The organism is Arthrobacter sp. 'calajunan' (assembly GCF_046940185.1).
Taxonomy (GTDB): Bacteria; Actinomycetota; Actinomycetes; order Actinomycetales; family Micrococcaceae; genus Glutamicibacter; species Glutamicibacter soli.
Genome location: NZ_JBKZDY010000005.1, coordinates 43711 through 56427, shown reverse-complemented (window position 1 = coordinate 56427; position 12717 = coordinate 43711). Strand labels below are relative to the sequence as shown.

General features: G+C 69.3%; 11 protein-coding genes. 6 read left to right on the top strand and 5 right to left on the bottom strand.

Annotated elements, in window-relative coordinates; genetic code table 11:
- Positions 1-103: 103 nt before the first annotated feature.
- The 5 genes from RF641_RS09350 to RF641_RS09330 all read right to left on the bottom strand — a co-directional run bounded on the left by RF641_RS09350 (position 104) and on the right by RF641_RS09330 (position 6011).
- Entirely contained in the window at positions 104-1747 is a 1644-nt protein-coding gene (locus RF641_RS09350; RefSeq protein ID WP_424573041.1) for a DEAD/DEAH box helicase, read from the bottom strand.
- Positions 1748-2006: 259 nt separating this feature from the next.
- Positions 2007-3473 carry an RNB domain-containing ribonuclease gene (locus tag RF641_RS09345; RefSeq protein WP_424573040.1) on the bottom strand — a complete coding sequence of 489 codons (1467 nt, stop codon included), beginning with the start codon at positions 3471-3473 and terminating at the stop codon, positions 2007-2009.
- Positions 3474-3645: 172 nt separating this feature from the next.
- Positions 3646-3867, bottom strand: a complete 222-nt coding sequence (locus RF641_RS09340; protein ID WP_053798445.1) for a DUF3107 domain-containing protein — start codon at positions 3865-3867, stop codon at positions 3646-3648.
- A gap of 66 nt (positions 3868-3933) precedes the next feature.
- The gene (locus RF641_RS09335) at positions 3934-4515 is read right to left on the bottom strand and encodes a TetR/AcrR family transcriptional regulator (protein ID WP_235359926.1); all 582 of its coding nucleotides are present in this window, start codon (positions 4513-4515) and stop codon (positions 3934-3936) included.
- 182 nt (positions 4516-4697) lie between these two features.
- Positions 4698-6011 carry a glutamyl-tRNA reductase gene (locus RF641_RS09330; protein ID WP_047119550.1) on the bottom strand — a complete coding sequence of 438 codons (1314 nt, stop codon included), beginning with the start codon at positions 6009-6011 and terminating at the stop codon, positions 4698-4700.
- Positions 6012-6156: 145 nt separating this feature from the next.
- On the opposite strand from RF641_RS09330, the gene hemE reads away from it, so the two are divergent.
- From hemE to RF641_RS09300, 6 genes are all read left to right on the top strand, one after another.
- Positions 6157-7212 (top strand): uroporphyrinogen decarboxylase, encoded by a 1056-nt coding sequence (gene hemE / locus RF641_RS09325; protein WP_047119549.1) that lies wholly within the window; start codon positions 6157-6159, stop codon positions 7210-7212.
- Between the two features lie 116 nt (positions 7213-7328).
- Positions 7329-8915, top strand: a complete 1587-nt coding sequence (gene hemG, locus RF641_RS09320; RefSeq protein WP_181728015.1) for a protoporphyrinogen oxidase — start codon at positions 7329-7331, stop codon at positions 8913-8915.
- 133 nt (positions 8916-9048) lie between these two features.
- Positions 9049-9735: a hydrogen peroxide-dependent heme synthase gene (gene hemQ / locus RF641_RS09315; RefSeq protein ID WP_047120809.1), complete on the top strand. Its 687-nt coding sequence runs from the start codon at positions 9049-9051 to the stop codon at positions 9733-9735.
- Complete coding sequence (locus tag RF641_RS09310) at positions 9732-10937, top strand: ferrochelatase (RefSeq protein WP_424573039.1); 1206 nt, start codon at positions 9732-9734, stop codon at positions 10935-10937. The genes hemQ and RF641_RS09310 overlap by 4 nt, the downstream gene beginning before the upstream one ends.
- On the top strand, positions 10934-11908 hold the full coding sequence (gene hemC, locus RF641_RS09305) for a hydroxymethylbilane synthase (protein ID WP_424573038.1): 975 nt from the start codon (positions 10934-10936) through the stop codon (positions 11906-11908). The genes RF641_RS09310 and hemC overlap by 4 nt, the downstream gene beginning before the upstream one ends.
- Before the next feature lie 7 nt (positions 11909-11915).
- The gene (locus RF641_RS09300) at positions 11916-12707 is read left to right on the top strand and encodes a uroporphyrinogen-III synthase (RefSeq protein WP_424573037.1); all 792 of its coding nucleotides are present in this window, start codon (positions 11916-11918) and stop codon (positions 12705-12707) included.
- Positions 12708-12717 lie beyond the last annotated feature (10 nt).

Sequence of the window (12717 nt, the reverse complement as noted above, 5' to 3'; positions counted from 1 at the left end):
GAACCGGAGTGCGCCGCGGCCGCGGACAGGGTTGAATCTTCAGGTTGTGCGAGCACCTGGGTACTGAATCCTTTCGGAGTGCTGCGGGCGGGGGCTGGCAGGACTAGTCCTGCAAGCCTGCCTCGCTGCTTCCGCCGGTGCGGCGGCGCGGACGGCGGCGGCGGGGCTTCGAGGTGCCCTGCGCTGCGCCTTCCTCGCCGGAGACGCGGGATTCGCGATGGCGCTCGGCTTCGCGGCCCGGACGGTCCTGGCGGCCCTTGGAGTGGCCGTGGCGTGCACCGGCCTGGTCCTCGGCGCCGGAATCCTGCCGCGCGCCGCGCTCCTGGGTCTGCCCGTTCACGGTGCGGGTGCGGGTGCGCGAACCGCTGCGGCGGCGCGGGGTGCGTTCGCGGTTCTCTCGGGGCTCGCGGGAGGACTCGCGCGGAGAGCCGTCGCCTTCGGCGGCGGCTGACTTCTTGGCGCGCGGCAACCGGCCCTTGGTGCCCTTGGGGATGTTCAGGTCGGTGAAGAAATGCGGCGAGGAGGAGTAGGTTTCCACCGGCTCGGGCACGCTCAGGCCCAGGGCCTTGTTGATCAGCGACCAGCGCGGCACCGAATCCCAATCCACGAAGGTCACCGCGGTGCCGGTGTTGCCGGCGCGGCCGGTGCGGCCCACGCGGTGCAGGTAGGTGTTCTCGTCATCCGGGCACTGCAGGTTGACGACGTGGGTGACGTCGTCCACGTCGATGCCGCGGGCGGCGACGTCGGTGGCGACCAGGATCTCCACCTTGCCGGAGCGGAAGGCCTTCAGCGCCTGCTCGCGGGCGCCCTGGCCCAGGTCGCCGTGCAGCGAACCGGCGTTGAAGCCGCGGTCGATCAGCTCGTCGGCCAGCTTGGCAGCCGAGCGCTTGGTCTGGGTGAAGATGATGGTTTTGCCGCGGCCCTCGGCCTGCAGCAGGCGCGCGACCATCTCGTCCTTGTCCAGGTTGTGCGCGCGGTAGACCAGCTGGCGGATGTTGCGCTTGGTCAGCGAGCCGTCGTCGTCCGGGTCCTGGGCGCGGATGTGCGTCGGGCGGGACATGTAGCGGCGGGCCATGGTGATCACGGCGCCCGGCATGGTGGCGGAGAAGAGCATTGCCTGGCGTACCGGCGGCAGGGCGGCGAGGATGCGCTCCACGTCGGGCAGGAATCCGAGGTCGAGCATCTCGTCGGCCTCGTCCAGCACCACGGTCTTGATCTGCTTCAGGTTCAGCACGCGCTGGCGGTTCAGGTCGATCAGGCGTCCGGGGGTGCCCACGACGACGTCGGTGCCGGGCTTCAGGGCTGCGATCTGCTCCTCGTAGGGGCGGCCGCCGTAGATGGTGGTGATGGAGATGTTCGAGTGCTTGGAGGCCTGGGCCAAATCGGCGCCGACCTGGATGGCCAGTTCGCGGGTCGGGGCCACGATCAGGGCCTGCGGGGCGCCGGGGAACTGCAGGTCCCCGTAGCCGGCGTCGCCCTCGCGGATGACACGCTGCAGGGCGGGGATGCCGAAGCCCAAGGTCTTGCCGGTGCCGGTCTTGGCCTGGCCGATGATGTCATTGCCGCCTAGGGCCACCGGAAGGGTCAGCGCCTGGATGGGGAAGGGGTATTCGATGCCCGCTTCGAGCAGCGAGGCGACGATGTCCTCGCGCACGTCCAGCTCGGCAAAGCTCTGCTTCGCCGCTTCGGGGGTGCTGTCCTCTTGGGGGGTGTCGGCAGCTGGTGCCGTTAGCGTCGTGTCGCTCACGATGTCTTCAGTCTCATTTCATGTTGGCCTCCCGGCGGGGTCGACCTGCCCTGCAAATCCAGGGGGTGCGCCCGAAGGGAGGCGGGTCCAGCGGAGCCGATCGCTCGATACACGCGGGAGCCCCGCGTGGGGGTCCTGCGGAATGATGACCGCTGGGAAGTCATCAGGTAACTGGTCGTACTTTCAGCGCTGTGCGATCGGGCATCCTCAGTAGTAATACTGACCAGCATAACTTGTTTGGCCGGATTTCAGCGGTTCGTCAGCCGCGGGGCACCGTTTCGAAGTGGATCCGGCGGGTGCGCGGGTCGGCTTCCACCAGCTTCACGCTCACCAGCGTGCCGGCTTCCGCGCTGCCGCTGAAGCTGCCGGTGACCGGTTCGGTGACCAGCTGCAGCTGCCCGGGCCGCGGCTTGCCGTTGTTGTTCTCCCCGTTGGCCGCGCCCTGCGCGGCGGTGAGCACAATGGCCTGGAATTGCTCGCCGATGCGGTGCTGCAGGGTGTAGGCCTCCAGCAGGTCCACCGCGGCCCGGGCCACCTTGTTGGCGGCCGCGGAGCTGGTCCGCATCAGCTCCGGCAGCAAGGGCAGCGCCTGGTCGAGTTCATCGGGCAGCGGCTGCCCGGTGCTGAGCAGATGGCAGGTCAGCAGCACGAAGCGATCCACCAGGCGGCGCAGCGGGGCGGTGGTGTGCGCGTAGGGCGCGGCTAGGGCGGCCTGGACCAGGTCGGATTCCGGCTGGCCGGCGATGACCTGGTAGTCGGCGCCGCGGAAGAGCGAGGCGGCGCGGTGCATGATGACCAGCTGGCGCGGGTCGCTGACATCAAGGGTGTGCAGGTACTCGCCGTAGCTGATGTCCTCGGGCCAGGGGCTGCCCAGCAGCCGGGTCTGCTGCCTGAAGGCCTTCAGGTCCCGCGGGTCAGGCGGCGGCATGGTGCGCAGGATCCCGGTGCCGGCCTTGAGCATCAGACGGGCCGCGGCGATGCCGGTGAGCAGCGAGATCTGCGCGTTGAATTCCTCCAGCGGCAACGGGGTGCGGCTGACCAGCTTGTACCCGCCGCCCTCCGGAACGATTTCCTGGTCGGGCAGGTTCAGGGAGGCGCCTCCGCGCAGCCGTTCCTGCACCAGCCGGGCCTGGCCGATCTCCGCGAGCAGCTGCAGCTGTCCGTTGTCCTCGCCCGAGTCGAGGCGCCGCTGGGCGGTTTCGTAGTCCAGCTGCGCGCGGGAGCGGATCTGCGAGCGGGTCAGCTGCACCTCGCCCAGGGCCCCGTCGGCGTCCAGGGCGATGCGCCAGTGGAAGGCGGGCCGGGGCACGTCGGGCAGCAGCGAGCCGCGGTCCTCGGAAATCAGCGGCGGGTACAGCGTGATCTTGCGCTGCGGCAGGTAGAAGGTCTGCCCGCGCTCGCGGGAGACCATGTCGAGCAGGCCGCCGAGCCGGACGAACGCCGGCACGTCGGCGATGGCATAGTGCACCAGGTAGCCGGTGCCCTTGCGTTCCAGGTACATGGCCTGGTCCAGGTCGGTGGCGCCCGGGGGATCGATGGTGAAGAACGGCAGGTCGGTATCGTCCGCGTCGGGCTCCGGCAGATCGGCGACTGCCTGCTGGGCGGCCTGCAGCGTTTGCTCGTCGAATTCGCCGGGGACCTCGAACTCGCTTTCCAGTGCGAGCAGCAGGTCGCGCAGGTCGCTGGCGGCCACCTGCCGCGGTGCGTGGATTCGTTGATCGGTCACGGTACGCCGCCTGCCTGTTCCAAGTTGAACGCTTTGCCGGGATGGTACTACCTCAACCTACACGCCGGAGCCGGGGTGAACCTAGGACCGGGGGTTCAAACGCAAAGGCCGGCCCCGCGGGATGCGGGGGCCGGCCGAGGCGCTGGCGGCGTGGTGCGCCGCCGAAAGCCAATTACTGGGCGAAGCCGACGCGGCGGACTTCCTCCGGGCCTACCTCGACGTAGGCGATGCCTGCGGCCGGCACGAGAACCTCGCGGCCCTTGGGGTCGGTCAGGGACAGCACCGAACCGCCGGCAATGGCCGCAGCAACCTTCTCGTTGACTTCTGCATTGCTCAGTTCCGACTCGAGTACGACTTCGCGGGCTACGTTCTGAATGCCAATCCGGATTTCCATGATTGTCGTTGATCCTCTCGAAAAATGTGTGCCCCTACAAGAAGGGTCCCTCAGCCACTAATCTAGCTACTTTTCCTTGGGGAACTGGGAAATTCCGCGCCAAGCTAAACGCGAGATCAGGTCGACGGCGGTCTGCTGATCCACCGAGTCGTCGCTGGTGGCCCAGTAGCGCGCCGAAACCTGGGACAGGCCGGCCAGCGCGCGCCCGGCGAGCAGCCCTTCGGCCTCGTTCAGGTCGGTGTCCTTGACCACGACCTTGGAGATGGAGGTGGACAGGTTGTTGTTGAATTCCTCGATGCGCGCGGCGATCAGCGGGTCGGAGAGCACGTCGGATTCGAAGATCAGGCGGTAGGCCTGGGACTCGCTCTTGATGTACTGGTAGTAGGTGTTGATGGTGGCGAACACGCGCTGCCGGTTGTCGTCCGTGGACTGGATGGCCTCGTCCAGCCGGCGGCTGAAGTCCTCCAGATGCGAGTCAAGCAGCGCCAGGTAGAGTTCGCGCTTGCCGGGGAAGTGCTGGTACAACACGGGTTTGGAAACCTTGGCCACATCGGCGATGTCGTCCATGGAGGCGCCGTGGTACCCGTTGCCGACGAAGACCTCGTGGGCCGCCTGCAGGAGCTGGCGTCGCCGTGCTTCCCTTGGCATTCGCTGCGTGCGATGTCCCTTGAGCGATTCCACTTCAGCCATGTCGACCTCGACCTTTCCAGCTACTGCAAGGCTCCGCCCACGTCATCGTGGATTTTGCAGATGACCCTGGAGCCTACTTGCAAGTAGTATTCCACGCATCGCGGTGGAAAGGTAACTTCGCGAGAAAATTAAGGGTGCGGCTACGCGGTGCGCGCGGAGGTCTCCACGGGGCAGACGGCAGGCGCCGGGGCGCTGGCCTGCGCCTGGGGTTCGCCCAGTTCAAGGCCGTAAAGCGTCTGAAGCGCGGTGACGTAGTCCGCGGTGCGTCCCTCGGAGGCGAGCTCCCGGGCGCGGACGGTGGGAATGTGCAGCAGCTGGCGCATCATGCGGCGCATGGCCAGTTCGACCTCATCCGCGGCGGCGGTGCAGCCGTGCTGGGCGCGGACCCGGGCCACCTCGGCGTCGAGCACCGCCTTGGTGTGCTGGCGCAGGGCCACGATAGCGAAGTCAGCTTCGCGCTCGCGCTGGGCGGCGGCGAATTCCCTGGCGGCGGTCTTCACGATGCGGCTGGCGGCGTGCACCGCCAAGGCCTGGTCGGTCGGGGCAGCCATGCGCACCGACTCCAGGGTGATCAGCTCGACGTCGGCCATCTCGACCAGCGCCGGATCGAAGTCGTGGGTGAGCGCCATGTCGATGGCGATCAGCGGATGGTTCTTCACGCGCACTTCCTCCAGGGCCGCGCGGTCCAGGCGCTGTCCGCCGCCGGAGCAGCCGACGATGATGTCGGCTTCGCGCAGGGCCTGGGGGAGCAGCTCGTCGGTCAGCGGGAAGCCGCCGCGCTTGCCGGTGAATTCGGCGGCGCGTCCGGAGCTGGAGTACACCGAGATGCGTTCCACGCCGCGTTCCTTCAGCAGCGCCATGGTGGCGCCGGCGTAGGAGCCGGTGCCGAAGAGCACGACGTTCTGGTCGGCCCAGGCGGTTGCCTCGTCGGTGAGTTCCTCGGCCAGGTCCAGGGCGACCGCGACCACTGACTTGCCCTGGGTGCCCAGGTTGGTGTTGCTGCCGACGTCCTTGGCGGCGCGGGTGGCGTTCTGGAACAGCCGGGTGAGGTTGCTGGTAGTGGTTTTCTCCTGCTGCGCCTGCGCCAGCGCGCGGCGGACCTGTCCGGCGATTTCGCGTTCGCCCACGACGGCGGAGTCCAGGCCTGCGCCCACGGAGAAGAGGTGCTCAATGACCGGGTCGCCTTCCAGCGCGGTCAGCTGGCGGGCCAGGAAGTCGGCGCTGAGCTCGGTGGTGGCTGCGAGATGGGCAACGAGGTGCTCGGTGGCATCCTCGACGTGCTCCACGTCCGCGTAGACCTCGAAGCGGTTGCAGGTGGCCAGCACGACGGCGCCGTTGATAGCTGCCGAACCGTTGACGGAGGCAGCAGCGAGCCCGCTGGCCGAGGCGCTGATTTGTGCCACGGTCTCAAGGTCGAGCTGCGAATGCGATGCGACAAGAGATAAGAAAACCACAATGTCCCTAGGTTAAGCTCAACGGGCCGGTTAAACAACGCAGGTCTACCTAAGGCCATCCCCCGTTAGGCGCTTAATTTCAGCGCAGAGTGAGCAAGTGTCCGGCCAAATGGGATTTCAAGGCAAGAGTTGGCAGAATTGAAGCATGACTCTGTCGCAGAACCATCCGATGATCGATGGACGTACCCAAGATTCCGCATTGATTCAGGCCTTGACCGGCCGCGAGCCCTCGCACCACCCGGTGTGGTTCATGCGCCAGGCAGGGCGTTCGCTGCCCGAGTATCTGAAGCTGCGCGAAGGCGTGAGCATGCTGGACTCGTGCCTCGACCCGGCGATGGCAAGTGAGATTACTCTCCAGCCGGTGCGTCGCCACAAGGTCGACGCGGGAATCTTCTTCTCCGACATCGTCATCCCGCTGCGTCTGGCAGGCATCGGCGTGGACATCGTCCCGGGTGTCGGCCCGGTGCTCGACACCCCGATCCGCACCGCCGAGCAGGTCGCGGCCCTGCCTGAGCTGACCGACGAAGCCCTGGAGCCCATCCGCCAGGCCGTGGCCCTGACCGTCGCCGAGCTGGGCAGCACCCCGCTGATCGGCTTCGCCGGCGCCCCGTTCACCGTGGCAGCCTACATGGTCGAGGGCAAGCCGAGCCGCGACCATCTGGGCCCGCGCACCATGATGCACTCCGAGCCGGAGGTCTGGGACGCGCTGATGAAGTGGGCCGCCGACGCATCGGGCAAATTCCTGCGCGCGCAGGTCGAGGCCGGAGCCTCCGCCGCCCAACTGTTCGACTCCTGGGCCGGTTCGCTGTCGCTGCCGGACTACCAGAAGTTCGCCGCCCCGTACTCCGCCCGGTCGCTGGACTTCGTGCGCGATCTGGGTGTGCCGCTGATCCACTTCGGCACCGGCACGGGCGAGCTGCTGACCGCCATGCGCGACGCCGGCGTGGACGCCGTGGGTGTCGACTACCGCATCCCGCTGCCCACCGCCATCGAGCGCCTGGGCCAGGATGTCTCGGTACAGGGCAACATCGACCCGGCGTTGCTCTCCGCCCCGTGGGAAGTCCTCGAAGCGCATGTACGCGAGGTCGTCGCCAGCGGCAAGGCGGCGCGCGGACACGTGGTGAACCTGGGGCACGGCGTCCCGCCGACCACGGATCCGAGTGTGCTCACCCGTGTGGTGGAGCTCATCCACTCCCTGTAGTCCGGCAGGACTAAGCTGGGAATGACAGGCGTCATCGCGGTGGCGGGCGCCTCGGGGGACGACCCCGGGCGCGCGCACCGCAGCAAACGATTCAAAGGCAGAAGGTGCATCGGTACGTGAGCAAGGATCAGCGCAGCGAGAACGTGGCAGAAGCTTCAACCCGGGCTGAGACGCCCAAGGCACGCCGCGTCATCGCCTCCGACGCCGCCGCCCATGCGCTGCGGCTGCTGGAGAAGGTGCGCAGCGCCACCGAAGCGCAGGCCCACAAGCGCGCCGCCAAGGACGCGGCCGACCCGGCCCCGCATGCGGTGGTCATCGGCGGCGGCGTCGCCGGCCTGGTGGCCGCGCGCGACCTGCGCCAGACCGGGCACCGTGTCACCGTGCTGGAAGCCGCGGACGGCTTCGGCGGGTGCGTGCGCCGCGCCGAGGTCGCCGGGCTGCAGCTGGATGCCGGAGCCGAGTCCTTCGCCGTGCGCGGCGGGACTGTCGGCTCCTACCTGGACGAGCTGGACCTGTCCGGCTCCATCGCCGCCACCTCCGGGGCCAGCGCCTGGCTGATCCAGGGCGAGGGGGAGAAGATCCTGGCCAACCCGCTGCCTGCCACCTCGCTGATGGGCATCCCCGGCCACGTGCGCACCGACGAGGTGCGCCACCTCATCGGCCGCGCCGCCACCGTGCGCGCCGCAGCGGACCTGATCACCCCGATGAGCAAGAAGTGGGCCACCGAGCCGCTGTCGCTGGCCGAGGTGGTGCGCTCGCGCATGGGCCAAGCTGTGCTCGACGAGCTGGTGGCTCCCGTGGTCAACGGCGTCTACTCCACCGACCCGGCGCAGATCGACATCGATGCGGCCGCACCGGGCCTGCGCGCGGCCATGCAGTCCACCGGTTCGCTGGCCCGCGCCGTGGCCCAGCTGCAGTCCTCGGCTCCGGCCGGATCCCGCGTGGCAGGGCTGGACGGCGGCATGTACACCATGATCGAGGCGCTGGCCGGCCAGCTGCAGGCCGCCGGGGTGTCGCTGGTGCGCAACTCGCCGGTCACCGCGATCAGCCGCCAGCCGCAGGCCGAGCAGCCGTACACCGTGCACACCCTGGGCCAGGAGCTGAAGGCCGACCGCGTGGTCATCGCGACCCCTGCCGAACCAGCCCTGGGCCTGCTGAACCCGCTGCTTCCGGCCGACCAGCAGATCGAGGGCCGGTCCGAAGCCAACGCCATCGCGCTGGCCACCCTGGTGGTGGACAAGCCGGAGCTGGACGAGGCCCCGCGCGGATCCGGCGTGCTGGTCTCACGCGGCGCCCCGCTGGTGGCCAAGGCCCTGACCCACGCGACCGCCAAATGGCCGTGGCTGGCCGAGCAGGCAGGGCCGGGCACGCATGTGGTGCGCCTGTCCTTCGGCCGCATCGGCGAGCATGAGCCGATCGTCGAATCCGGCGATGACGCGCAGCTCATCGCGCAGGCGGTCAAAGACGCCTCAAAGATTCTCGGTGTTCAATTGCAGCAGGAAGACGTGCTCGGCAGCGCGGTGTCCCGCTTCAACGACATGGTGCCGCTGCAGGGCGGCGCCGCGGCGCAGCGCCGCGCCCAGGTTCAGCAGGCTCTTGACGACCTGGACGGCGTGGACGTGGTGGGCGCCTGGCTGGCCGGCACCGGCCTGGCCCGCGTCATCGCCCAGGCCCGCCGCGCGGTGGCCATCAGCGCCCGCTGAGCCCCGGAGCCGACGACCAGCGCCGAAGACCCGCGGGCCGGCGGCGCGCCGACAAACTTGCAGACCCAACCCAGATCAGCAGATCCAAGGAGAAACACCAGTGAGCAACGCACCGGAGCATAATTCGCCCGTTATCCGCGAACGTGAAAACGCCGGGGAGAACCCGACCTTCTTCTACACCCTGTGGACCATCTTCAAGCGCTCGGACGCAGTCCAGCGCACCGACGCCGCTGCCGCCGAATTCGATGCGCTGACCGAGCAGCTGGCCGCCGAGGGAGCCGTCGTGCGCGGCATCTACGACGTCTCGGCCATGCGCGAAGACGCGGACATCATGATCTGGGTCCACGGCCCGTCCGCGGCGCTGCTGCAGGCCTCGATGCGCAAGATCCGCCGCTCGGCGCTGCTGGCCGGCACCGAGATCGTCTACTCCACCATGGCGGTGCACCGCGAGGCGGAGTTCGCCAAGGACCACTCACCGGCCTTCGCCCGCGGCGTGGCGGCCAAGGAATGGATGACGGTCTACCCGTTTGTCCGCTCCACCGACTGGTACACCATGGACCCGGCGGTCCGCGGCAAGATGCTGCGCGACCACGGCATCCTGGGCCGCGAATTCCCTGACGTGCTGGCCAACACCGTGGCGGCCTTCGCATTCAGCGACTACGAGTGGCAGATCTGCCTGGAAGCCGACGACATGATCGACCTGGTCGACATGATGCGCCACCTGCGCTACACCGAGGCCCGCCACCACGTGCGCGAGGAAACCCCGTTCTACACCGGCCGCCGCATCTCGGCCGCCGAAGCCCTCGAGGTGCTCCAGTGAGCCAGTCTTTCGACCCGCGCACCGGCTACGACCGGAACGGGCGCATGATCCCGAAGGCCTATGACGCGGTGCTGCTCGCCTCCTTCGGCGGGCCAGAGGGACAGGACGACGTCATCCCGTTCCTGCGCAACGTCACCGGCGGGCGCGGCATCCCGGACGAGCGCCTGGAAGAGGTCGCGGTGCACTACCGCACCAACGGCGGCGTCTCGCCGATCAACGCGCAGAACCGCGCGCTGAAGGCCGCGCTGGAAGCCGAGTTCGCCGCCCGCGGCATCACCGTGCCGATCTACTGGGGCAACCGCAACTGGCACCCGTTCGTGAACGACACGTTGGAGCAGATCGCCGCCGACGGGCACCGCACCGTGCTGCTCATGGGCACCGGCGCCTACTCGGGCTACTCGGCCTGCCGCCAGTACCGCGAGGATTTGGGCATGGGCCTGCGCGCCACGGGGCTTGAAGGGGTGGTGGAAGTCGACAAGCTGCGCCAGTTCTTCGACACCCCGGCCTTTGTGCAGCCATTCATCCAGGAGCTTCCCGGCTCTCTGGCCTCGGTGCGCGAGCAGCTGGCCGCCGCCGGGAAACCGGAGGGGAAGATCAAGATCGTGTTCGTCACGCACTCGATCCCCCTGAGCGATGCGAACGCCGCAGGTCCCGAAGCCATCCGGAGCACGCTGGACGAGAACCTGTACACCGCCCAGCACCGCGCAGTGGCCGAGCACATCCTGGCCAACGTGCCCGAGGCCGCCGGCCTGGAGCATTCCCTGGTCTACCAGTCCCGCTCCGGATCCCCGCACACCCCGTGGCTTGAACCGGATATCAACGACGCGCTGGAAGAGGACGCCGCAGCCGGCGTGGCGGGCGTGGTGGTGGTGCCGATCGGCTTCATCTCCGACCACATGGAGGTGCTCTGGGACCTGGACACCGAGGCCAAGGACACCTGCGCCGAACTGGGGCTGGCTTTCGCCCGCGTGCCCACCCCGGGCACGCACCGCGCCTTCGTCTCGGGCCTGGTGGACCTGGTTGAGGAGCGGCTGGCCGGCCCCGACGGCAAGCCGCTGCGCGAAGGGCGCCTGTCCGAAACCGCGCTGGGCCCCTGGTTCGACGTCTGCCGCCCTGGCTGCTGCGAAAAGCTTGCCCTGGACGGCACCCTGCGCCCGACCATCGGCGCGGTGGATTCAGAGGTAGGAGTGCCGCAGCCATGACCCAGTCCTTCCGCGTAGGAACCCGGGGCAGCGCGCTGGCCACCACGCAGACCGGATGGGCTGCCGACCAGCTGGCGCAGCTGTCCGGCCTTGAAGTCGATACCGTGCTGGTGAAGACCGAGGGCGATGTGGTGACCGGTTCGCTGGCCAACCTGGGCGGCACCGGGGTGTTCGCCGCCGCGCTGCGCCAGCACCTGCTGGACGGTGGCTGCGACCTGGCGGTGCACTCGCTCAAGGACCTGCCCACCGTGCAGCCCGAGGGCCTGGTGCTCGCCGCCATCCCGCCGCGCGAGGACGTGCGCGACGCGCTGTGCGGCCGCGACGGAATGACCCTGGATCAGCTGCCTGAAGGCGCGAAGATCGGCACCGGATCCCCGCGACGCGCCGCGCAGCTGCGCGCCTACCGCCAGGATCTGGTGATCGTGGACATCCGCGGCAACGTGCCCACCCGGCTCGGCCGGGTCAAGGGCGTGGGGGACACCCACGACGACGGCAGCGTGGGCCGGGCCACCCAGGGCGACCTGGATGCGGTGATCCTTGCCGCTGCCGGCATGCGCCGCCTGGGCCTGGAGCAGCACATCACCGAGTACCTGGATCCGTCCATCATGCTCCCGGCCCCCGGCCAGGGCGCGCTGGCGCTGGAGACCCGCACCGCGGGCACCGGCCATGCGGAACTGGACCAGGCGCTGGCCCGCTTCGATGACCTGCACACCCGTTTGCAGGTGGAAGCCGAACGCGCACTGCTCAACCAGCTGGAGGCCGGCTGCGCCGCGCCGATCGGCGCGCTGGCCAGCGTGCAGGACGGCGAGCTGGTGCTGGACGCCGTGGCCTGCAACCCCGACGGCTCCGAGGTCATGCGCCGCAGCGCCAAGGCCCCGCTGGCCGACGTCGCCGACGCCCAGGCGCTGGGCCGCGGGCTGGCCAACGGCATGCTGGCCGACGGCGCGGCGGTCGTCGCAGGGCTGGCCTGACCGGCCCATGGTCTACCAGGCTCTGATCCTGCGCGATGCGGCCCGCGCCGCGGCCACCGTGCGGGAATTCGAGAAGCTGGGCATCACCTCCTGGTGCTCCCGGCTGATCGACGCCATCTGGCCGCAGGACACCGCGGCGCTGTCGTCCATGGCGGCGGCGCTGCGGGCCGGATCCTACGACTGGCTGGTGCTCACCAGTGCCACCACCGTGGCGGTGCTGCGCGAGCTGCTGGACGGGCGGCCGTTGCCGCGATCCCTGAAGCTCGCGGTCGTCGGAGCGAAAACGGCCCAATCGGCCAGCGAACTGCTGGGCCTGGAGACCGATTTCCAGCCCGAGGTGCAGTCCGCCGCGGGCATGGCCGCGCAGTGGGCCCCGCCGGCCGGGGCGCGCATCTGCTACCCGCACGGGGATCTGGCCAGCAGCACGCTGGGCGATTTCCTGGCCGGACTGCCGGTGCAGGTGGACGAGGTCATCGCCTACCGCACCGTGGATGCCGGCACCCAGGGCCGCCCGGTGCCCGGCCCGCCCGCGCCGGAACACGTCACATGCCTTGATCCAGCGCTTATCGGTGCGAAACTGGAAGAACTGGATTTAGTGGTGTTCAGCGCCCCGAGCATCGTGCGGCGCTTCGCGCAGCTGGCCGGAGGCCGGTTGCCTGCGCGCGTCCACACGCTGGCCATCGGCCAGCCCACCGCCCGCGCGCTGGAAGCCGCAGGGCTGCCGGTGCACGGCACCGCGCAGGACCCCGGACCGGCCGGACTGGCCAGGGCAGCGCGCAGCGTGCTGGGAATCGGCTAGGCCGCGCCGG